This window comes from Thiothrix winogradskyi (assembly GCF_021650935.1).
Lineage (GTDB): Bacteria > Pseudomonadota > Gammaproteobacteria > Thiotrichales > Thiotrichaceae > Thiothrix > Thiothrix winogradskyi.
Map to the genome: position 1 here is coordinate 3622311 of NZ_CP091244.1, position 22456 is coordinate 3644766.

A 22456-nucleotide genomic window follows, 5' to 3' on the forward strand; every position below is an offset into this window, starting at 1 on the left:
ACAAAGCCGTTTGGAAGATGAGCATAACGATTACACCAGATCCGCCATACAAGCCATCACCGCTGGACGGAGAAATTTTTCTCAATCCCGCCTTTCGCGCAATTTTGGCACGTGAATTCCGTTTGCAGCCCGTGCAAGTACAACTGGCGACCACCGAACGCGGGTGGACTATTCCGGCTTTTTTACGCACTCAGTGGTTGGGCAAACAAACGCTGATTCTGGGTGCAGGTTTTGATAAAACCGGCATGATTCCTGACACAGGTGCTGATGATTACGGTTTGATGATTGCGACCTTGGCACAAGAACTGGCTGCCACCCGCATCAATACACTGGAAGTCCGCACCGCACAGCACATTCCTTACCTGAACGATACGGCGGATAAAGTCGAATTGAATCTCGACATCCAACCTTCTGTCGATGCTATTTGGCAGAAACTGTCCAGCAATACCCGCAAAAATATTCGTCGCCCCTTAAAGATGGGGTTTACCTCAGTGGTCGGTTTGAACCCGCAATTATTGGATGAATTTTACCAACTGTACCGCATGAGTTTGCATGATCTTGGCAGTTTGCCGCACCCCAAAGCATTTTTTACGGATTTAATGCAGCAATGCTCCCAATACATGCAAATTTTTGTCGGCTATATCGACGGCATTCCGGTGGTGTCATCCGTCAATTTTGTAAGCCAAACCGAAGTGTATGGTGCTTGGTCAGGGATTCATAGCGATTACAAAAAGCACAATGTGTTCCTAGCCATGCTCTGGCAGATGGTTGAATATTGCGGTGCAAGCGGGCGCAACACTTACAACCTAGGGCGTTCATCCGCCGGTAGCAACCCGCACCAATTCAAGCTCAAACTCGCCAACCGCAGCCACAAGATTTACTACTACAAAATACCCACGCCGCAACCGTCATCCGCACATTCCAAAGTACAAGGTGCTGCCTCTTGGCTAATCCGCAATACGCCGAAAATCGTGATGGATGGCTTATCCCGCGCCCTGCTCCACAAATTTTACTGAATACCCTATGAAAGCTAACCCGCTGAAAATTTTGGAAGTTTGCACCGTCAGCAGTTCCGCCTACGCGCTGGTGTTTCATCGCGCTCATGCCCTGAATAAACGTCATGCGGGCGAGATGCAAGTCGATGTGCTGTGCAGTGACGGTCCCGAAGTTGCCCTCATGCAAACCCAGGGTATGAAGGTAGTAATAGCAGACCAACACCGCAGCCTAAACCCGCTGCAATTGGCGCGTTCTGCATGGAATTTACGCCGTGCGATTCGCCAAGGCGGTTATCATGCCGTACACCTGCACTTCGGCATACCGGGCTTAGTCGGGCGTTTTCTCGCTTTGTTTGACCACAAAACGGTGTGGATTTACCAAAGTCACGGCTACAGCATTGCCGAAAATACCAGCCCGCTGGCTCGCAAAGCGTATCTGCTGATTGAAAAACTGCTCAAAAAAACCGTGCGTTATTCGCTATTCCAATTACGTGAAGACATGCAACTGGCGCGAGAACACCACTTGCTCGACGAATCACAAATGGTATTTCTCGGCAATGGCATCGACTTAAACAAATTTGAACCGCATTCTACTGCCCCTGACAACACCACGACGTTTGGCATGGTGGCACGCTTTGAACCCATCAAAAATCATGCCTTACTGCTGGATGCCGCCGAATTACTGGCAAAGCAAACCCGTGATTTCAAAATCAAACTCATCGGCCAAGGTCATCTACAAGCCGACGTGCAAACCAGCATCCAGCAAAAAGGGCTAAGTGACCTGATCGAAATCATGCCATACCGCAATGACATGCCTGCGTTTTACCAAAGCATTGATGTCGGGGTGCTGACCTCATTCGCCGAAGGCATTCCTCGCGCCCTCATCGAACCGATGGCATCCGGCAAACCCGTCATTTGCACCGATGTCAAAGGCAGTCGCGAAGCTATTATTGATCAGCAAACCGGTTTCAAAACGCCACTGAATTCCCCGCAAGCGCTTGCCGACCACATGCTGTGGTGCATCCAACACCCCGAACAACGCCAACAGATGGGACAAGCAGCACGGGAACACGCCTGCCAGCACTTTTCCGAAACCCGCATCCTCGACATTCTCGGTGACATCTACCTAAGCTGTCATCAGCAAAAACGGGAAAGCGTTTCTTTGGAGGCAAGCCCATGATATTCACTGCTGACATCGAAGACTGGCAACAATCCGTTTACGATTTTGACCGCGCTGTATCCAACCGTGTAGTACGCAATACCAGCCGCTTGCTGGATATTTTAGATACACACAAGGTCAAAGGCACGTTCTTCATCCAAGGCATGGTGGCAGAAAAGTTTCCGCAATTGATCCGCAGCATCGCGCAAGCCGGTCACGAACTCGCCAGCCATTCACATACTCACCGCATGATTTACAACCTGACCGAAGCGCAATTTCGCGCCGAAATGCAACGTTCAGTCGGCTTATTAGAAGACATTAGCGGCACCAAAGTCATCGGTTTTCGCGCCCCCACGTTTTCGGTACGCGACGACATTCTCGACTGGTATTGCGCTGCGCTGCGGGAACAGGGGATTATTTACGACTCATCCATTATGTTAGCCACCGTGCGCCGTTGTTACGGCTTTAGTGATGACGGCATTTTGCAACGTATTGCGGAACGTGGGCTGGATTGCTACCCGATGAGTGTCAGCCGCGTATTCGGCAAGAATTTGCCGGTGATGGGCGGTGGTTATTTCCGCATTTACCCCTACTGGCTATCACGCTGGCTGGCACGCGATTTGAACCCTAACACCAGTATCTTCTACATGCACCCTTACGAACTGGATACTCACGAACATCGTGAAGTAGGACAACACGTCAAGATTCCGTTGAAAATGGCAGTCCACCAATTTGCCCGACGCAGCAGCATTCCGGGGAAACTCAATAAATTATTGCAGGATTACCCCTTCAGCTCATTCCGGGATCATTACTACGCCGCCACACCTACGGTAGCAAACGCGCCCCAATAATCCGGTAAGTGTCCGCACTCAACAAGGTATCCCAAAACGCATGGGAATCCGGCACCAACGCCCACGCAATAATCGTGGCAACCACCAGTGCGGTGGATTTTTCGCGCTTTTTCCAGTCGAGTATTTTTAATGCCGTGCCGAACGAGCGTTTAATGCGATGATTCATGAAGTCGACGCTGTATAATTCATCCAGCACCAAATGCAGCACAAACCCTAGGAACACAAACAAGCCAAACAACCACGCCACAAATGGCGATTCCCCCATCACATGGTGGGCAAAAGCTGTCATCAAAAACATGAACAATAACGCCGCCACCAAAGAATGGATCGACCCACGGTGTGTAGTGTATTCATGGAATACCATCCAAATCGGAAAGCGAATTAACCCAAAGGTGAGCAATCCCACGCCCCACAATTCCACAATCGACAAATTATTTTCGCTGGAAAACACCACCATGAAGGCGGCGAGAATCGCAAACAAGGAAAACATAATCCGACTGGGGTAAGCGTGTTGCAAATCAATATCCGGCAAAATACCGCCAATCGTTCCCAATAGCGCCAGCATCAAGGCTTCACGCGGCTCGGCTAAACCCACCTGCAAGCAGAGGACAGACAATAAGCCTGCCCCCGCTGCTGCCACGCTAATATGCGTACTAAAATTTGCCATATTGTCAGCAAATTACGCGGTTTTCGTCACAATAAACTGCTTGATCGCGTCAACATCCGCGTCCATCACGTCAAAACGCTGCGGCAAGCTTTCCAAATCGTTCATACTCGCCGGACGCACAGGGTCACGCCCCAAGGCTTCGCGAATGGAATCTTCAAACTTGGCAGGCAACGCCGTTTCCAACACCAACATGGGCACACCGACTTCACGCTGTTCCAACGCCACTTTCAAACCGTCAGCGGTATGCGTGTCAATCATTACGCCATACGTTTCAAACGTCTGGCGAATGGTTTGCATCCGGTGCGTATGCGAACTTACCCCCGACTGAAAACCGAATGTTGACACTTGCGCAAATACGCCATCCGCATTCAAATCAAACGCGCCGCCGTTATCCACTTCATTCCACAAACCGCGCACTTTGTCGCCATCGCGCCCGACTAAATCGAACACGAAACGCTCAAAATTCGACGCTTTGGAAATATCCATCGACGGGCTGCTGGTATGGTAGGTATTCGCCGCACCACGCGGACGGTACACGCCTGTACGGAAAAACTCATCCAACACATCGTTTTCGTTGGTTGCCACCACCAAATGCTTGATCGGCAAGCCCATCATCCGCGCAATATGCCCCGCGCACACATTCCCGAAATTACCGGAAGGCACGGCAAAGCTCACTTGCTGATCGTTTGAATCCGTCGCTGCAAAGTAGCCTTTGAAGTAGTACACAATCTGTGCCGCTACCCGCCCCCAGTTGATCGAATTGACTGCGCCAATTTTGTTTGCAGCCTTAAACGCATGATCGTTAGACACCGCTTTCACAATATCCTGACAATCATCAAACACGCCATTGACCGCGATATTGAAGATATTCTCATCTTGCAAACTGAACATTTGCGCGGTCTGGAAACGGCTCATTTTGCCATGTGGCGACAGCATGAACACATTCACGCCATGCTTACCACGCATCGCATATTCCGCCGACGAACCGGTATCGCCGGACGTCGCCCCCAGAATATTGATACCCTGCCCCGCTTTTGCCAGCACGTATTCAAACAGGTTGCCGAGCAATTGCATCGCCATGTCTTTAAACGCAATCGTCGGACCATTTGACAAACACAGCAAGTGCAAATCCGGTTCGAGCGTGTGCAATGGCGTAATGTCTGCGGCATTTTCGCCGTCACGCACATTGCAATACACCTCAGCGGTGTAGGTTTTATCAATAATCGCCTTCAAATCAGTCGCTGGAATATCCGTCGCAAACCGCGACAGCACCGCAAACGCCAGTTCGCGGTAATTCATGCCGCGCATCTGCGTCAAATCGTCCGCGCTGAAATGCGGGTAGCTTTCCGGCAAATACAAACCGCCGTCAGGCGCAAGCCCACCCAGCAGGATTTCACTGAAAGATTGCGCAGGCGATTGCCCGCGAGTCGAAATGTATTTCATGTTATTAGCCCAAGGTCTCGACACGAATGCGCGTAACGCTGCTGCAAATGGTATCCAGTGCTTCAATCGCCGCAAGCGCCGCGTTCATATTGCCTTCGCGCACGCGCTGGGTCAGCATGATAATGTCGACTTTATCCACGCCGCTGGTCGGCTCTTTCTGAATGAAAGCTTCGATGCTGATTTGACGATCACCAAGAATGCGCGTCACATCCGCCAAGACACCGGGGCGATCCAAGGCACACATGCGCAAATAGAAGGCCGTTTCCACTTCCTCAATCGGCAAAATGGCAGTATCCGCAAGCTGTGACGGTTGAAACGCCAAATGCGGCACACGGTTTTCCGGGTCAGCCGTCAGCGCACGAGTAACATCCACCAAATCTGCGATCACAGCGGAAGCCGTTGGCTCTGCACCCGCACCTGCGCCGTAATACAAGGTCGCGCCGACCGCATCGCCTTTCACCAATACCGCATTCATCACACCATCGACATTGGCAATCAAGCGCCGCTCAGGAATCAGCGTGGGGTGAACCCGTTGCTCAATGCCCGCAGCAGTACGCCGTGCAATGCCTAAATGCTTGATGCGATAGCCCAGCTCAGTCGCATAGGTCACATCTTCAGCACTGATTTTGGTAATGCCTTCGGTGTACGTTTGCTTAAATTGCAAGGGAATCCCAAACGCAATCGACGACAAAATCGTCAGCTTGTGACCGGCATCAATGCCCTCCACATCAAAAGTTGGGTCAGCTTCAGCGTAACCGAGTGCTTGTGCTTCCGCCAACACATCCGCAAACGCCCGACCTTTGTCACGCATTTCGGTGAGAATAAAGTTACCCGTACCGTTGATGATGCCTGCCAGCCATTCAATGCGGTTAGCCGACAACCCTTCACGTATCGCTTTAATGACCGGAATACCGCCAGCGACGGCCGCTTCAAACGCGACCATTACGCCTTTTGCCTGTGCGGCTGCAAAAATTTCATTGCCATGCAGTGCAATCAACGCTTTGTTCGCGGTAACAACATGCTTGCCATTATTAATCGCCTGCAACACCAAATCACGCGCCACGGTATAACCACCGATCAGCTCAACCACAATCTGGATGTCTGGGTCATTGACGACATCGAAAGCGTCTTGCGTTAAGCGCACGTTCCCCAAGCCCAATTCTTCGGCACGACTGAGGTCGAGGTTGGCAGCGTAATCAATCACAATGCCACGCCCAGCACGACGCGCAATTTCTTCGGCGTTACGCTTCAACACGATGGCAGTACCGCCACCAACAGTCCCCAGCCCTAGCAGGCCAACCTTGACGGGATCCATGCTCACTCCTTTAAACCTTGATCTTTACGAAACATTTGTTTGATATTGCGGATTGCCTGACGGGTACGGTGTTCGTTTTCAATCAGGCTGAAACGCACGTGATCGTCACCGTATTCACCAAAACCAATCCCCGGCGACACCGCGACTTGCGCATCTTTTAACAACTTTTTGGCGAATTCCAACGAACCCATGGCGGCGTAATGTTCAGGGATTTTTGCCCACACGAACATACTGGCTTTGGGACGTTCGACTGCCCAACCCGCTGCATTTAAACCATCACACAACACATTGCGGCGGCTTTCATACATGGCGCTGATTTCTTTGACGCAATCTTGCGGGCCATCCAACGCAGCAATCGCGGCAATCTGAATCGGCGCAAACATACCGTAATCCAGATACGATTTAATCCGCTCCAACGCTTTCACCAACACAGGGTTGCCGCACATGAAACCCACGCGCCAGCCGGGCATATTGTAGGTTTTGGATAGCGAATAGAATTCCACCGCAATGTCTTTCGCCCCCGGCACTTGCAGGATGGAGGGTGCTTGATAACCATCGAAGCAAATTTCACCGTAAGCAATGTCGTGGATAACCCAAACATCATGCTCTTTGGCAACTTTGATCACGCGCTCGAAAAAATCGAGTTCCACGCACTGCCCTGTCGGGTTGCCGGGGAAGTTGATAATCAGCATCTTGGGCTTAGGCCAAGAGTTTTTGATCGCCGCTTCCAATTCGACAAAGAAATCCTTGCCTTCCACCAACGGTACATGGCGAATATCGGCATCGGCAATGATGCTGCCATATGGGTGAATCGGGTACGCAGGGTTCGGTACGAGTACGGTATCGCCACGGCTCAAGGTTGCCAGCGCCAAATGTGCCAAGCCTTCTTTTGAGCCAATGGTGACAATCGCTTCGGTTTCCGGGTCAATGTCCACGTCAAACTTGCGCTTGTACCAATTACTGATCGCTTTGCGCAGCCGTGGGATGCCCCGCGACATGGAGTAGCGGTGCGTGTCGCCACGTTGCGCTGCTTCTACCAGTTTGTCTACAATGTGTTTAGGCGTCGGCTGGTCGGGATTACCCATCCCGAAGTCGATAATGTCTTCGCCCTTGGCGCGTGCTTCCCGCTTCAGCGCATCGGTGATCTTGAAAACGTAAGTGGGAAGCCGGTTTATTCTTTGGAAATCGTCCTGCACGGTTCTGGGTATCCTGATTGCTAATGCCAGTCACATTACAATTCACCATGCAGGCTGTCAATTACAGATAAAGGCTAAGGTAAGCTAAATGAAGTTCAGCGAGGAATTGAATAGCGCTCATTACCGCATTACCGGCTACGGCGATACGTGGGTAGCCGTTAACCAGAACCCTTTGAGCAATAGTTTCTTGATCGGTTCGCAAACCTTAACCACTGATTGGCAACCGCAATCCATCCAAGCCTTGCAACCTGCCCATTTGGAACCGTTGTTTGCGATTGGTGCTGAAGTTATCTTGATTGGAACGGGGAAAAACCAGCAATTTCCATCCCCCGAAATATGGAAGGTTCTAGTGCAAAACGGGGTAGGTTTTGAAGTGATGACCACCGCTGCTGCTTGCCGCACTTATAATGTATTGTTGTCGGAGGCAAGGCGTGTAGCCGCAGCGTTTTTCTTAGCGTAGCAAAGGAGAGGATTCAACCAATACCCAGCAGGTTTTCGCCGGACAACCCTTTGTTTTCAAGGATACGGCGCAAACGCTTCAGCGCATCCATCTGAATCTGCCGGACGCGCTCGCGAGTCAAACCCAGTGCTTCGCCGACCTGCTCTAACGTGGCACGTTCATGACCATGCAGACCAAACCTACGCACAATCACTTCTTTTTGCTTGAACTCAAGCTGACCTAACCAATTATCGACGGACTGGGTAATATCTTCGTCCTCCAGCTTGCTGTCAGGTTCATCACTGGTTTCGGCACTCACGAAATCCACTAAGGGGCTGCCACTGTCCTTGCCAACCGTCACATCCAACGAAGTAATGCGCTCGTTAAAATCGAGCAACTTACGTAAAACTTCTACTGGCTTATCCAGTGCTTCCGCAACTTCAGGCAGCGAAGGCTCATACCCCAGCTTTTGGGTCATCTCGCGAACTTTGCGCAGATAAGCATTCAGCTCTTTATTCACATGAATGGGTAAGCGGATGGTGCGCGTTTGGTTCATCAACGCCCGTTCAATATTTTGGCGAATCCACCAAGTGGCGTAAGTTGAGAAGCGGAAACCACGTTCAGGATCGAATTTTTCAACCGCATGGATCAAACCCAGATTGCCCTCTTCAATCAAATCAGGCAAAGGCAAACCACGACCCATGTAACGGCGTGCAATTTTCACCACCAAACGCAAATTGCAAGTAATCATTTTATTACGACCGAACTCATCACCATCACGGGCGAGACGACCATAAAGCACTTCTTCTTCGGGAGTTAGTAGGGGCGAAAACTCAATTTCGCGCAGATACATCTGGGTAGCGTCAACATCAACCATCGACGAGGAAACGGTAACACTGGCACTGTCGGTCAAGCTTAAAACGTCATCATCATCCACAACGGCGCTTTCATCTTCAAGGTCATCCTCCAAATCCATGGTATCAATGGCTTCTGATGACACAAAAGCAACCACCTCTTTGCTATCAATATGGGTCTGTGGTCGTGACATTCCTGAGACTCCTTTTCTTAAATCTAAAGGCGCTATTGCCTTGTATATTTTCAGCAAAACACTGGTTGTGCCGCTGCATTTAGCACAATTCGATTAAATCCCAATAGAACGAGCACGCTTAAAGATTATTATATCGACACCTTAGCACAAATCGACATCAACGAGAAGACCTTAACGCAAACTTAACGGAGACCATAAAACCTTGTTTTTCTAGGAATTTATGCATGAATAAACAAAAATGATCAAAACTTATCCTGAATGAAGCCTGAACATTAGAAAAATAATACGGTATAAAACAAAAAAATCAATCGACTTTTTGGTTCTATCCTCTACTTTCCATACTGTTGCTGTAAATCTTTCATGTAGGCTCTACGCTCAGCATCCGTCATGTTTGGCCATTGCTCACGCAACTTCTTACGCTCGGCTTCCGGCAATTTTTTAACCCACTCATGCCACTGCTTAATCTTGGCTTTTTGGGCAGGCGACATGGCTTTATAACGTTTGAGCTGTTTAGCAATCTTTTTTTGTTGCGCATCCGATAATTGCTGCCAATCACCATAACGCTGCTTGATCCTGTTGCGCTCGCTTGCCGGTTTTGCCGCCCAACGCTTTAAATTGCCTTGGGTCTTATCTGACAAGGAAGACCACTCACTTTGAAAAGCTTTCAATACCGACTTTTCGCTATCACTGAGACTCTCCCACGTTACTGAACCCGCCATTGCGCTTCCACCTGCCAACAGTAGCGCCATCATTGTCAAGAGCGCCATGAGAAAACCGACAAAGCGACGTTTATTGCTGCTGTTGTTCATTTACCATCTCCACCGAGTTATCTGCTAACAGGTATTCTGGTTCATTACCCGCAAATTCGATGAAAGCTTCCGCTTGTTCCCACTCACTGCCGACGTCATCCCACCAGGTGAGCATGGTAGTAATTTCATCGGCTGTTTCGGCAGCGACGACAGCGCCAACATTAATCAACAACAGTAACAATATGTTGCATATCCACAGGATTCCTTTCCTTCGCATGGTGTTCTCCTTAACGACTTAGCTAATGTGGTTAGCCGTATTCAGCCTCCAACCACTCATACATGTCTAAATTTTCCAGCAAGTCCATATCCTCACTGGCCATCAGAATTTCCATCACATTGACATCCACCTCTGTTGCAGCGGTGGCAGCATCCGTGAAGCGATCACCGGAAACAGCCGCTACGCTATCAGGGGGCAACGCCGTATCGGGCAATACCCAAAGTGTCGCCGCCAATGTGACAGCCGTGGCAATCGCAAACCCCCGTGAAAGCGATGAAAGACCAAAGCCTTCCGACCAATGGCGCTTCTGTTCCAGCTCCAACGCTTGTAAACGCAAACGTGTCAGCCGCGCCTGTGTCTGCCAATCCAACGCCATGACGGCGTGATCCATCCCCTGTTTCACCGCAGTTACCAATAACTGCTCAGTAATTTCGTGTCTCATATTTGTCATTGATAATCTCCCAGTTTTTCCCGCAAACTGTGGACAGCCCTTGAATAATGTGTTTTTACGCTCCCTTCGGAACATTTCATGATTTTTGCGGTTTCCGCAATGTCATAGCCCTCCCAGCCCCGTAATAACAACGCCTGTTGCTGACGTAACGGTAATTGCCCAATGGCGACTTGCATCAGCACACTCATTTCATCCTGTAGTAGTTGACGTTCTGGCTCTAAAAATTGGGTCTGGGCAGTCTGCTCTTCTACATCGACATCCTCCTCATCATCCTTGCTTGAAAAAAACACCCGCCAACGATTGCGTACCTTCTGTCGCCGATGCCAATCATTGATTCTGCTGTGCAAAATCGTATGAAACAACGCACCCCACTCACCGTGCGGATGCCCAGAATACTTTTGCACCAGTTTGAACAAAGCATCCTGCACAATATCCAGCGCCTCTTCTTCGTCTTGAGTCGCCAGACGTGCCACCACAAAGGCACGCCGACTCACATCTTTGAGGAAGTGATCCAAACGCGCCGCGTCATCCAAACTATCGTTTTCGTGCGAATCGCTATCCAACCGCTCGTTATGCGCGGTTATCAATGCCGCCATTCTCATCATATTCCTTTGAGTGCCCCTCGTTCCCCTGGCAATAGCCGGTGACTCCAATAGATTAACGCTGCAATCATTTATAAGTTGACAGATTTCGGTTAATTGGCTTTAGTTCTGTGTAACACGAAATAATTCCCGCAAATATTTTTATGGAGCAACAACATGCGCTGGAGAACAGGACGACAAAGCAGCAACGTAGAAGACCGGCGTGGCGGTCGCAGCAGCGGAGGCAGAGGCGGGATGAAAATTGGTCTGCTCGGCACTGTTGCTGCCGTACTGATTGGCTGGTATATGGGTTTTAACCCGATTCAAATCCTCGGACTGGTTGGTGGTGCCAATACAATTTTAGGAGGCTTTGGGGGCGGCAGTTCCAGCGAAACCGTAACAACCGGTGTGCCGCAAGATGACGCAGGGAAATTTGTTTCCTCTGTACTGGCTTCCACTGAAGACGTGTGGAATCCAGTATTTCGTCAATTGGGCGGGCGCTATGTCGAGCCTAAATTGGTATTATTCACGGACAGCACCGATTCCGTGTGTGGCTACTCCACTGCCGCCACCGGACCGTTTTACTGCCCTGCCGACCAGAAGGTTTACATCGACTTAGGCTTTTTCCGCGAACTGCAAAACATGGGCGCATCCGGCGACTTTGCACAAGCCTATGTATTGGGTCATGAAATCGGGCATCACGTACAAAACCTGATGGGTACAACCACTGAAGTTACCCGCCTGCAAAATAGCATGAGCAAACGCGACGGCAACGCACTCTCAGTAGCACTCGAACTACAGGCAGACTGTTATGCGGGCGTTTGGGCACACCACGCTCACAAACAATTCAATATTCTCGAAGAAGGCGATATTGAAGAAGCCATTAATGCCGCAGGCTCCATTGGCGATGACCGTTTGCAACGCATGTCCGGGCGACGTATTAACCCCGACTCCTTCACGCACGGCTCATCGACACAACGCATGGAATGGTTTCAGCGTGGCTTAAAAACCGGCGACTTGAAATACTGCGATTCTTTCAAAAGTTAATGTCTGAACTGGGATTTCTAGGATAAACATGATTAATAGGATGAAGACGCGCCTCTCTTCTCTTCATCCTGCTAATCCTTTAATCCAAGCAATCCTAGTTCAAGACGTTCCACTGCTTGCTCTAACCGTGCCACATGCGTGGTATAAGCAAAACGCACATGAGTCGTCGCCTGATGGCTGCCGAAGTCGATCCCCGGCGTGAACACCACGCCGGTTTTGTCCAGCAAACGTGCGCACAACGCTTGCGCATCATCCCCAAAGCGTTCCGAACCCGCATAAATGTAAAATGCACCTTGCGGTTCGGCGCGTACCGAAAAACCCAGCGCTTGCAGTGCTGGCAGTAAAAAATCCCGGCGCTGCTGCAATTCCTGCCGCTGCGCTTCCATGATTGCCAACGCTTCCGGGGTAAAGGCTGCCAGTGCCGCGTATTGTGCGGGTGTTGATGCTGCCAAAAAGATGTTTTGTGCCAAACGATCCAACGTTGCGACCGCCCATTCGGGAGCAACCACCCAGCCCAAGCGCCAGCCAGTCATGCCGAAATACTTGGAAAAGCTATTGATGACCCAAATATTGTCAGCATCCACTGCTAGCGCCGTGGTATCGGGTACACCGTAAGTCAGCCCTTGATAAATTTCGTCGACAATCAACTCCCCACCGCGCTGCCGCACCGCTCGGTAAATGTCCGCCAATTGCGGCACACTGAGCAACGTTCCGGTAGGGTTCGCAGGGCTTGCCAACAGCACCGCACGGGTATTGGCATTCCAATGCGCCGGAATATGCGAGCTATTCAATTGATACGCGGTGTCTGCACCCACCGGAATTGCCACCGGCTTGCCTTCAAACAAGCGCACGAAATGGCGATTGCATGGGTAGCCGGGGTCAGTCATCAGCACCTCATCCCCCGGATTCAGCAATGCCCCCAGCACCAATTGCAATGCGCCGGATGCACCGGGCGTCACAATAATACGCTGCGGCGTAATCGTTACCCCAAAGCGGCTGGCATAATAATCAGCAATCGCTTCACGCAAAGCAGGCAAGCCGCAGGTGGGCGTGTATTTCGTCTGCCCGGATTGCAATGCCTGGATGCCTGCTGCCACAATGGGTGCAGGGGTTGGAAAGTCGGGTTCACCCACTTCCATGTGAATAATATCCTGACCGGCTGCTTCACGTTGGCGGGTTTCGGCCAACAACGCCATCACATGGAAGGGCTGGATCGCCCGCATTCGTTCCGCTGCTGTGCTATGCTTCATCGTAGCGCTTTACCGTTTGATTAGGTGAATAAAAATGAAAAAATGGTTGCTGTTGAGCATCGCATTGTATTCCAGCCATATACTGGCAATGCCACGCGAAAACCCTGTGCCGGGCGGCATTGCCCACCTCCCCATCGCACCACTGTCTGCTCAAGCACCGCTGGTACAGTATGAGGGCAAGCGGGTAACGGTTGTACCACAGGATGCTCACTGGGTTGCTCTGGTCGGCATTCCTCTCGATGCGGAAGGTGACACACAAACCGTGCAGCTACAAGGCGGTCAAGCGCTGTCATTTCCGATACAAGCCAAGGAATACAAAACCCAACGCCTGACGATTAAGGATAAGAACAAGGTTGAACCGGATGAGGAATCCAGCCAGCGAATTGTCCGGGAACTAGCCGTGCAGGAACAGGCTAAAACCCACTTTACAACGGGTGCAGCCCAACTGGGTTTCATTAAACCTGTACCGGGACATGACACCGGGCGGTTCGGTCTGAGGCGTGTCATCAATAACCAAGCACGCAACCCACACAGCGGCATGGATATTGCCGCCGCAACCGGTACACCGATCAAAGCCACTGCCGCTGGCACGGTGATTCACACCGATGATTTCTTTTTCAGCGGCAATACCGTTTACCTTGACCACGGCATGGGCGTGATTAGCATGTACGCACACCTAAGTGAAATTCAGGTGGAAACTGGGGATACCGTTCAGCAAGGCGACATTATTGGCGAGGTAGGCAGCACTGGTAGAGCCACTGGCCCACACCTGCATTGGTCGGTGTATTTGAATGGCGAAGCGGTCGATCCGGCATTATTTTTACCGAACAAAAAATAAGCCAAGGGTTCAGGTTATATTCATGGATTCGAGACTAGTATAGTCCCAACTTCAGCAGGAATCGCGAACTTGGGGTTTGTGGTAACGATTTCGTCGTCAGAAGTATCTGAAATAAAAAATAAGCTTGTTCCGCCGTTCTGACACTCAATGGCATAAGAGATTCGGGATGACGGCACGCTGAAGTTACAATCTCAACCCCCACCCTTACAACCGGCCATTTTATTGGGGAGCTGGTTGAATGGTGAGGATTGAGCATTGAATGCAAGCTAGTAAACAGGGGGTTTACCTGCATTCACTACCGCAGCAATTAGCTGCGGCGTTCTTGAGTTACCTTTCACAAAAAGCGAGTCTTTCATGGCTCGCTTTTTTTTGTTCTGACACAAGCATTTTTTGCCATTATACAGCTTTCATTCATAAATAAAATCTTTTTGTGTACCAAATACCGGAATAGAATAGGTTATCCCCCGTCAGACACGCTACACTTAGCAGAGATTATAAAAAGGAGGACAGATGTCATGGCTTATGCCTTACGTAAGACGGTTGGCTTTATTCTTTTAGCTGTCACCATTGGCGGTGTCAGCGTGCTATCCATTTTTAACCTATTTCCACCGCTGTTCTGATGGGAGACACCATGACCACGACCGTTAAATCGGCAGCCAAACGTTATGAGCCTACCATTCACAATGTCCGTTATGGCATCAAAGGCATTTTACTTTACTTGCTCCCGCTACCCGCACTGATTACTGCCATCGGTTCACTGATGCGCGGTGATGTAATGGATACCTTAGTCACCGGTGGGGTGTTCGCCGCTTTCATGGTGGGTGCTGGTGTGGCTCGTCACGGCTTCCGGCTGGAAGGTGAATACGAACGGCGTAAAATTGCCCGCGCACCATCGACTCCGTTCAAAACCGTTGCTGCAATTATTATCAGCACGGCGACCGGTGTTTTGGACTGGTGGAGTTCGGATTACGCCATGAGCGGTATTTTGCCAGCGGTATTGATTGGCGCGGCAACGTTCCTGGGGTTTGCCTTGTATTACGGTTTGGATCCGCGCAAAGACAAAGCGGGAAATATTTCCATCGGGGTCACAATTGAAGAAGTTTTAGACGCACTCGATGCTGCCAATGTTAAAATTGACGCTATCGAACAAGCACGCCGCAACATTCCCAACCCCGAATTCAATGCCCGCCTGCAACGCATTACCAGCAAAGCCCGTGAAGTTTTAGCCAGCATCGAAGATGACCCGACCCGCCTGTCCCGCGCCCGCAAATTCCTCAAAGTCTATTTAGACGGTACACAGCGTGTTACCGAAGGTTATGCACGCACTCATCAGGGAGAAAAGCCAGTTGCTCTGGAAACCAATTTCAGCCGGGTGCTGGATTCGATAGAACAGACCTTTGCCGAACAACAGGTGAAATTATTGGAAGACAAGCATTTTGATCTGGACGTGCAAATCGAAGTCCTCGAAACCCAACTCAAACGCGAAGGCGTTCTCTAATTAAGCGATAAACTCAAGGAGAAGACCACCATGAATGAAACACAAACAACAGCCACCGTAACCCAAACAGCTCCTGCCATCGTTCCGGGTACAGCACTGGCTCCCCTGCCAGAACTGACCACTGAACTGGTTGCCTACGCACAAGCCGATGATACCAATAAAAGTAAACTCGAAAATATCATCGCCGAAATCGACATGGACGACCGCAGCAGCATTATGTTTTTTGGCACCAAAACCCAAGAGCAAATGACCGCCATTTCGGAAAAAATGCTCACTGGTGTCAAAAACAAAGACATTGGCACTGCTGGCAAATCCCTGACCAATATGGTCACAGCCATCAAAGGTTTCGACATTGATTCCCTCAACCCCAATGACGAACCAAGCTGGTGGGAAAAACTCATCGGCAAAGCCAAACCTGTCGTCGAATTCCTGAATCAGTACGAAGAAGTCCGCAAACAAATCGACACCATTACCGATGAGATGGAAGGGCACAAAACCCAATTGCTGACGGATGTGGTCACGCTCGACAAGCTCTATGAAGCCAACCTCGACTTTTTCCACAACCTCGAAGCCTATATCGCCGCTGGTGAAGAAAAGCTGCGTCGCCTTGAGACCAATGAAATCCCGGCACTGGTTGCCAAAGTCGAAGCCAATACCACCGACATGATTCTGGCTCAAAACCTACGCGATTTACGCAGTTCGCGTGACGATCTGGAACGCCGCGTACACGATTTACGCCTGACCCGCCAAGTCGCGATGCAAAGCTTGCCCAGCATCCGTTTGGTGCAAGAAAACGACAAAACTTTGATCAACAAGATCAATTCCACGCTGATCAACACCGTGCCATTGTGGAAAAATCAGTTAGCGCAAGCTGTCACCATTTTCCGCATGAGCGATGCCGCTGAAGTCGTCAAAAAAGCCTCAGACCTCACCAATGAATTGCTGGAAAAGAATGCCGAAACCCTGCGCCTAGGCAATGCTGAGACCCGCAAACAAATGGAACGCGGCGTGTTCGATATTGAATCGGTGAAAAAAGCCAACCAAAGCCTGATCGACACCATCAACGACTCGCTGCGCATTGCCGACGAAGGCAAAGCCATGCGTGCCAAAGCCGAGGAAGAAATCAAGATCATGGAAAGCGAATTGCGCCATGCGCTGACTTCCGCCAAAGCCAAGGCAGACAGCCCCCGCCAAGGAGTATAAATCATGGGATTATGGGACAAATTGATGGGTGAGTTTGTTGATGTCATCGAATGGACTGACAACAGCAGCGACACCATGGTTTACCGCTTCGAACGTCACGGCAACGAAATCAAATACGGCGCGAAACTCACCGTGCGCGAGTCGCAAGTGGCGATTTTCGTCAACGAAGGTCAGGTAGCCGACGTACTCACCCCCGGCATGTACGTGTTGGAAACCCAAAACCTGCCGTTACTGTCCACCCTGCAACATTGGGATCACGGTTTCAGCAGCCCGTTCAAAGCCGAAGTCTATTTTTTCAACACCAAGCAGTTCACCAATCTGAAATGGGGGACGCGCAACCCGGTGATGATCCGTGACAGCGAATTCGGCGGGGTACGCATTCGCGCTTTCGGTACGTATGGAATGCGCGTTGACGATTCGCGCAAATTCATGCAAGAAATCATGGGGACAGATGGGAACTTCACCGTCGATGAAATCAGCGACCAATTACGCAATCTGATTGTGACACGCTTTAGCAGCATCGTTGCCAGCGCGAATATTCCGGTGCTGGATATGGCAGCCAACTACGAACAATTGGGGCAATTCGTCACCCAGAAAATTGTCCCGGAATTTGCGGCTTATGGTTTGAAGCTTACCAATATTCTGGTGGAAAACATTTCCCTGCCCACTGAAGTCGAAGAAGCGCTCGATAAACGTACCAGCATGGGCATGATCGGCAACCTCGACAAATACCTGCAATACCAAACCGCGCAAGGCATTGGTGAGGGTGGTTCCAACAGTGCGTTGGATATGGGCATGGGCTTTGCGGTTGCCAATAAAATGGCAGAAGTGTTGAACAAACCGGCAGCAGCAACGCCACCGCCATTACCGGATACCGGCTGGCATATTGCGATCGGGCAAGAATCCAGAGGGCCATTGGGTATGCCACAATTGCAACAAATGGCGCAAAATGGGCAACTAACAGCAGCCACGCTGGTGTGGCAAGCGGGCATGGCGAATTGGCAAGCGGTGGGGGAAACAGCAGCACTGCGTGGTTTGTTTGCAGGGCAAGCAACGCCACCGCCGATTCCACCTTCCGCGCCTCCTCAAAGTAGCGAATAACAGTGCAGGCTTAAATGGCGGATAATAACAACACCAAACAACAGCATTTTCCGTGCGAACAATGCGGTGCCGACCTGATCTACCAACCGGGGACAGAAGCGCTCAGTTGTAACTATTGCGGGCATCAAAACCTAATTCGCCCTAACCAGCAAGAAATTCGTGAATACAGTTTCGAGCAGGCGTTGCGAGCTATCCAACAGGGAAAATTACGCCCGCTGGATAACACTCAGGTCATCAAATGCCCCAATTGTGCCGCCACGTTTGAGTTAAAATCAAACACCCACGCAGGTGACTGCCCATTTTGTGGCACACCGGTGGTAACAGGGACAGAACAGGCACGGCTGTTCCAACCCAAATCCTTATTGCCGTTTTTAATCACCGAAAAAGATGCCCGTAGCGCGTTTGATAAGTGGATCGGTGGCTTATGGTTTGCGCCTTCTGCCCTGAAAAACAAAGCTAAACGCGATGAAAAATTGCTGGGCATTTACATCCCGTACTGGACGTATGACAGCCATACCGACAGCTATTACCGGGGTGAACGCGGCGTGATTTATTACGAACGCCAAATGGTCACGGTAATGGTGAATGGGCAACCACGCCAACAAGTGCAAAATGTACCCCGTATTCGCTGGACACCGGTCAGTGGGCGAGTACGTCTATTTTTTGACGATGTATTGGTCGGTGCTACGCACACCCTGCCCCGTGCGATTCTTGACCGCCTCGAACCGTGGGATTTACCCAATCTTGTGCCTTACAACGAAAGTTACCTGAGCGGTTTCCAGAGTGAAATTTATCAGGTGGATTTGGACGAAGGCTTTGAGCAAGCCCGTGGCATTATGGATAGCCGCATTTACAATGCCATTACCAGCGACATTGGCGGTGATCAACAGCGCGTTCACAGCCTGCAAACGCAACATTCAGCCACCACGTTTAAACACGTTTTGCTGCCGGTTTGGTCGGCTGCTTTCCGTTATAACAGTGAAACTTACCGCTTTGTCATTAACGGGCGCAACGGCAAAACCCAAGGCGAACGCCCTTACAGTGTGGTGAAAATTGTGTTTGCCGCGTTATTGGGGCTAACCTTGCTGGGCGGCTTGGGCTATGTCATGGAAAAAGCCGGAGTGTTCGAGCAAGCCTTGCAACAAGGCGGCAATTATAACCAATACCAACCGTATCAAGCACCCCGCCGCTTGCCTGATCCTTACCGTTACGACCCTTATCGTGCACCGAGGTATTAGCGCACTTATACCCCGTACAATTGCTGCATCAGACGTAATTGCTCTGACACTGCCCAAGGTGCATCCAAGAACAGCACAACATCACGGTGGGCGGTATGTTGTTGCAAATGCTCGAACAAAGCGCGTAAAGCTTTTGGTGAGAGCATTTCGCTAGTGTGTATCAAGCCGATTTGCGCCTCTGCACCTTGCGGCATTGCAGCAAACCACTCGCCTTCCGGCAAGATATGCACAGCAAAGCGCTCCAACCATGCTGCCGGTATCCAAGGGACTACCCCAGCATCGGCGACAATACCCAGCACTTGCGCCGCCAATTCTTGATCAATCGCAACACGCACAGCCTCCCAATGCGCTGCTTGCAACAATTTTGGCGTTAATTCCACATAGAAACCGAAATCTTGCCCGACTTCCGCCGACCACGCTTTAGCTTGCTCTACGGGTGCTACCCACTCACTCGCTGAAATCAGTAAGCGACTGAATTCATTAGCGTAATATGAAGCCTGCCAAGCGGCTGGCAAATCATCCGGGTAAAATACACTTGCCCAATTAGCAGGCGACCAGCCATAAGCAGCCAAGGTTAACGTTGTCAACGTAGGAGTAATAGGGTTCATGAACACTCGACCATTCCGTGAAATAATAGTCATCTAGAATACCACGCGACTCACGTTCAGACATAACTTGACTTATGCACTCGGAAATACTACTTTTGGGATATAAGCAAGGTATCAAACCACACCACTAGAGATAGTCGGGTTTGTCATCACCACAGAAAACACTCAGGAGGATTGAGTTATGATGTTTAGCGATGTTTCTTTGGATGAGATGTTCCCACGTGCCCATGCGGTCATGCGAGCACCGTTGCCCACACTTAAAACCGATAACGTTTACCAATTAATCCGCACCAACGCCGCTCAACGCGGCATGACATTGACCGCCGAACACATGGCAGTGATCAATTTCATACTCGATTTCTACGAACACTGCGATGACTGCCAGAATGCGCGAATGCTGGCGGATATGCTGCAAGACGAATTCTTACCCCAAGGTGGGCGTAAATACTTGTATCAGCTTTTCCCCGATGGTCCACTGAGCACCATCCACGACATTGCTGAATTGCCCAAATTAGGCAATGAAACCGACAAAAGTTTCGGCACTAACTGGTAATACCAAATCACGACGACTAAAACCCAACCCAATCGCCTGAAGTGATTGGGTTTTTTGTTTGTGTTCAGGATTGAACTTATAGAATGCCCTAACATTCTAAATGCATAACAAAAAACAGGGCAGATCATAATGGGCAATATTAAAGCAGCACTGCTAGTGGGTGCAGTCACTTCTGTACTCGGCGGATGCGCACCAATGGGTTCATACCCGCAAACCGCGCAATACCCGTATTGGAACCACACGGTTCCGGGTGTTTATCAACCTCAGGCTCGACCGTATTTCACCAGCTATAATCAACCCTCAATGTCGCAACCGGCATTTTCACAACAATACCAACCGTTTTCACAACAAACCGAACCTTATGATGCCCCCGCCAGACGCGCTTTATTAGCCCAAGCGCATCAGGCGCTGGGAGTGCGCTATACCTATGGTGGTGAAACCCCACGCGAAGGCTTTGATTGCAGCGGTCTGACTCAATACGTTTATAAAAATGCCCAAGGCATCACCCTACCCCGCACAGCGGCAGAACAAAGCGAGGCCAGCCGCACCATTAGCTTTGAACAAATGCGCCCCGGTGATTTGATTTTCTTCCGCACCAGTGGCAGCAAAGTCAATCACGTGGGTATTTATATCGGTCGCGGTGATTTCATCCATGCCGCATCCGGTGGCAGCAAAGTGAGTATTGACAACCTGAGCAAAACCTATTGGCAACAACGCCTTGTCAAATTTGGCGCTTTCCTCGCCTAAAATCAAAACAAACATGAACCTTTCAACAAGATTTGCCGACTGACCGTCAGGCCAATTGTTAATTTTGGTTGAATAGCGTCTATACTACGGGTGGAGACTAATCCATACGTAAACCATAGGAGAAAATAAGATGGGACTGTTTGATTTTGCCCGTAACATTGGTAAGAAAATCTTCGGTAAGGAAGAGGAAGCGCCTGCTGCACTGGCTCAACACATCAATGAAGACAACCCCGGCGTTGAAGGCTTGCAAGTTGAAGTAAAAGATGGCGTTGCAGTATTAACAGGTCAGGCACAATCGGCTGAAGCACTGGAAAAAGCCGTGCTGATGGCGGGTAACGCAATGGGTATCGAGTCCGTGAAAGCGGATGGCATGACCATTGCTGACGGCAGCCAAGTCGGTGGTGATGACGAATTCTACGTCATTGTTAAAGGCGATACCCTGTGGAAAATCGCTGAAAAAGCTTACGGCAATGGTTCAAAATATACCAAAATCGTCGAAGTTAACCGCGAAGTTATCAAAGACGCTGACAAGATCTTCCCTGGTCAGAAAATTCGTATTCCTAAAAACATCTAAATACAGGTATCGACACACATGGATTTAATGCAAATCGGTGTTCAATTGTTCAAAAGTCAATTGGATAAAAATGGTAATGGTCAGTTGGAAATGACTGAAATAGCGTCTGCACTCATGGGTCTCATGGGCAGTGGTCAAAACCAAGCGCAAGCAGGCGGTTTAGGTGGTCTGGCATCCATGATTTCAGGAATGCAGGGCAATCAACAATCCGGTCTTTCCTCGCTGGTGAACTCTTGGATAGGAACTGGTCAAAATATCCAACCCAGTGGTAGCCAATTGACCCAGATGTTCGGTCAAGACAAGATTGCAGCTTTTGCACAACAATTGGGCATTAGTCAAGAGCAAGCGCTCCAAGGTTTGCAAGCGGCTGTTCCAGAAGTCGTGGATAAGGCTTCCCCTAATGGCTCGTTAGATATGGGCAGCCTGTTGAATTCTGTCGGTGGCGTATCTGGTGCTATCGGTCTGGCAAGCAAGCTGTTTGGTCGCTAAGACGCACTGAAATCTTGCTTAGATTATGAAGCCGCCCCTTAGGGGGCGGCTTTTTGCTTTAAACCCTAATTTTCATGAGAATACTGTTTTGTTATTAGCATCTCACCTATAGTTAACTAATTACTGTACAAAGCTGCTA

25 protein-coding genes are annotated in these 22456 nt (G+C 50.1%); 14 read left to right on the forward strand and 11 right to left on the reverse strand.

Features of this window, described 5'->3' with window-relative positions:
- The first annotated feature begins 17 nt into the window (after positions 1-17).
- From L2Y54_RS17925 to L2Y54_RS17935, 3 genes are read left to right on the forward strand one after another with little or no spacing between them, the layout of a single operon-like run.
- Complete coding sequence (locus L2Y54_RS17925; RefSeq protein ID WP_236498003.1) at positions 18-1016, forward strand: GNAT family N-acetyltransferase; 999 nt, start codon at positions 18-20, stop codon at positions 1014-1016.
- A gap of 7 nt (positions 1017-1023) precedes the next feature.
- A complete protein-coding gene (locus L2Y54_RS17930) occupies positions 1024-2175 on the forward strand; it encodes a glycosyltransferase (RefSeq protein ID WP_236498005.1) in 1152 nt (383 codons plus the stop codon).
- Complete coding sequence (locus L2Y54_RS17935) at positions 2172-3005, forward strand: polysaccharide deacetylase family protein (protein WP_236498007.1); 834 nt, start codon at positions 2172-2174, stop codon at positions 3003-3005. Before L2Y54_RS17930 ends, L2Y54_RS17935 begins: the two co-directional genes overlap by 4 nt.
- Here the strand turns inward: L2Y54_RS17935 and L2Y54_RS17940 are convergent.
- The 4 genes from L2Y54_RS17940 to alaC are packed head-to-tail and all read right to left on the reverse strand — an operon-like array spanning position 2980 to position 7626.
- On the reverse strand, positions 2980-3672 hold the full coding sequence (locus L2Y54_RS17940; protein WP_236498009.1) for a metal-dependent hydrolase: 693 nt from the start codon (positions 3670-3672) through the stop codon (positions 2980-2982). The genes L2Y54_RS17935 and L2Y54_RS17940 overlap by 26 nt on opposite strands.
- A gap of 12 nt (positions 3673-3684) precedes the next feature.
- Entirely contained in the window at positions 3685-5115 is a 1431-nt protein-coding gene (gene thrC, locus L2Y54_RS17945) for a threonine synthase (RefSeq protein WP_236498011.1), read from the reverse strand.
- 4 nt (positions 5116-5119) lie between these two features.
- Complete coding sequence (locus L2Y54_RS17950; RefSeq protein WP_202716608.1) at positions 5120-6430, reverse strand: homoserine dehydrogenase; 1311 nt, start codon at positions 6428-6430, stop codon at positions 5120-5122.
- Between the two features lie 2 nt (positions 6431-6432).
- Positions 6433-7626 carry an alanine transaminase gene (gene alaC, locus L2Y54_RS17955; protein ID WP_236498013.1) on the reverse strand — a complete coding sequence of 398 codons (1194 nt, stop codon included), beginning with the start codon at positions 7624-7626 and terminating at the stop codon, positions 6433-6435.
- Positions 7627-7714: 88 nt separating this feature from the next.
- Here alaC and L2Y54_RS17960 point away from each other — a divergent pair, with 88 nt between their 5' ends.
- Entirely contained in the window at positions 7715-8086 is a 372-nt protein-coding gene (locus tag L2Y54_RS17960; RefSeq protein WP_236498014.1) for an Mth938-like domain-containing protein, read from the forward strand.
- 13 nt (positions 8087-8099) lie between these two features.
- Here L2Y54_RS17960 and rpoS read toward each other — a convergent pair whose 3' ends face one another.
- The 5 genes from rpoS to L2Y54_RS17985 all read right to left on the reverse strand — a co-directional run bounded on the left by rpoS (position 8100) and on the right by L2Y54_RS17985 (position 11186).
- Positions 8100-9113: an RNA polymerase sigma factor RpoS gene (rpoS, locus tag L2Y54_RS17965; RefSeq protein WP_236498016.1), complete on the reverse strand. Its 1014-nt coding sequence runs from the start codon at positions 9111-9113 to the stop codon at positions 8100-8102.
- Between the two features lie 329 nt (positions 9114-9442).
- Positions 9443-9922, reverse strand: coding sequence for a DUF3106 domain-containing protein (locus tag L2Y54_RS17970; protein ID WP_236498018.1), 480 nt, complete (start codon positions 9920-9922; stop codon positions 9443-9445).
- Positions 9903-10103, reverse strand: coding sequence for a hypothetical protein (locus tag L2Y54_RS17975; RefSeq protein WP_236498020.1), 201 nt, complete (start codon positions 10101-10103; stop codon positions 9903-9905). The genes L2Y54_RS17970 and L2Y54_RS17975 overlap by 20 nt, the downstream gene beginning before the upstream one ends.
- Before the next feature lie 67 nt (positions 10104-10170).
- Entirely contained in the window at positions 10171-10590 is a 420-nt protein-coding gene (locus L2Y54_RS17980) for a hypothetical protein (RefSeq protein ID WP_236498021.1), read from the reverse strand.
- Entirely contained in the window at positions 10587-11186 is a 600-nt protein-coding gene (locus L2Y54_RS17985; RefSeq protein ID WP_236498023.1) for an RNA polymerase sigma factor, read from the reverse strand. Before L2Y54_RS17985 ends, L2Y54_RS17980 begins: the two co-directional genes overlap by 4 nt.
- Before the next feature lie 162 nt (positions 11187-11348).
- Here L2Y54_RS17985 and ypfJ point away from each other — a divergent pair, with 162 nt between their 5' ends.
- A complete protein-coding gene (ypfJ, locus tag L2Y54_RS17990) occupies positions 11349-12218 on the forward strand; it encodes a KPN_02809 family neutral zinc metallopeptidase (RefSeq protein WP_236498024.1) in 870 nt (289 codons plus the stop codon).
- 71 nt (positions 12219-12289) lie between these two features.
- Here ypfJ and L2Y54_RS17995 read toward each other — a convergent pair whose 3' ends face one another.
- Positions 12290-13468, reverse strand: coding sequence for a pyridoxal phosphate-dependent aminotransferase (locus L2Y54_RS17995; RefSeq protein ID WP_236498025.1), 1179 nt, complete (start codon positions 13466-13468; stop codon positions 12290-12292).
- A 34-nt stretch (positions 13469-13502) separates the two neighbouring features.
- Between L2Y54_RS17995 and L2Y54_RS18000 the strand changes: the two genes are divergently transcribed.
- The 5 genes from L2Y54_RS18000 to L2Y54_RS18020 all read left to right on the forward strand — a co-directional run bounded on the left by L2Y54_RS18000 (position 13503) and on the right by L2Y54_RS18020 (position 19346).
- Positions 13503-14306 (forward strand): peptidoglycan DD-metalloendopeptidase family protein, encoded by an 804-nt coding sequence (locus L2Y54_RS18000; protein ID WP_236498026.1) that lies wholly within the window; start codon positions 13503-13505, stop codon positions 14304-14306.
- A gap of 631 nt (positions 14307-14937) precedes the next feature.
- Positions 14938-15804 carry a 5-bromo-4-chloroindolyl phosphate hydrolysis family protein gene (locus L2Y54_RS18005; protein ID WP_236498027.1) on the forward strand — a complete coding sequence of 289 codons (867 nt, stop codon included), beginning with the start codon at positions 14938-14940 and terminating at the stop codon, positions 15802-15804.
- Between the two features lie 30 nt (positions 15805-15834).
- The gene (locus L2Y54_RS18010) at positions 15835-17007 is read left to right on the forward strand and encodes a toxic anion resistance protein (protein WP_236498028.1); all 1173 of its coding nucleotides are present in this window, start codon (positions 15835-15837) and stop codon (positions 17005-17007) included.
- Between the two features lie 3 nt (positions 17008-17010).
- Positions 17011-18108, forward strand: a complete 1098-nt coding sequence (locus tag L2Y54_RS18015) for an SPFH domain-containing protein (RefSeq protein WP_236498029.1) — start codon at positions 17011-17013, stop codon at positions 18106-18108.
- 14 nt (positions 18109-18122) lie between these two features.
- Positions 18123-19346, forward strand: coding sequence for a TFIIB-type zinc ribbon-containing protein (locus tag L2Y54_RS18020; RefSeq protein ID WP_236498030.1), 1224 nt, complete (start codon positions 18123-18125; stop codon positions 19344-19346).
- 5 nt (positions 19347-19351) lie between these two features.
- On the opposite strand, the gene L2Y54_RS18025 is transcribed toward L2Y54_RS18020, so the two are convergent.
- Complete coding sequence (locus L2Y54_RS18025; RefSeq protein WP_236498031.1) at positions 19352-19954, reverse strand: hypothetical protein; 603 nt, start codon at positions 19952-19954, stop codon at positions 19352-19354.
- 181 nt (positions 19955-20135) lie between these two features.
- On the opposite strand from L2Y54_RS18025, the gene L2Y54_RS18030 reads away from it, so the two are divergent.
- The 4 genes from L2Y54_RS18030 (at position 20136) to L2Y54_RS18045 (ending at position 22317) form a co-directional block, all read left to right on the forward strand.
- Positions 20136-20507: a TusE/DsrC/DsvC family sulfur relay protein gene (locus L2Y54_RS18030; protein ID WP_236498032.1), complete on the forward strand. Its 372-nt coding sequence runs from the start codon at positions 20136-20138 to the stop codon at positions 20505-20507.
- A 129-nt stretch (positions 20508-20636) separates the two neighbouring features.
- Positions 20637-21254, forward strand: a complete 618-nt coding sequence (locus tag L2Y54_RS18035) for a C40 family peptidase (RefSeq protein ID WP_236498033.1) — start codon at positions 20637-20639, stop codon at positions 21252-21254.
- Positions 21255-21384: 130 nt separating this feature from the next.
- A complete protein-coding gene (lysM, locus tag L2Y54_RS18040) occupies positions 21385-21828 on the forward strand; it encodes a peptidoglycan-binding protein LysM (RefSeq protein WP_236498034.1) in 444 nt (147 codons plus the stop codon).
- An 18-nt stretch (positions 21829-21846) separates the two neighbouring features.
- Positions 21847-22317, forward strand: a complete 471-nt coding sequence (locus L2Y54_RS18045) for a YidB family protein (RefSeq protein WP_236498035.1) — start codon at positions 21847-21849, stop codon at positions 22315-22317.
- The last annotated feature ends 139 nt before the right edge of the window (positions 22318-22456 follow it).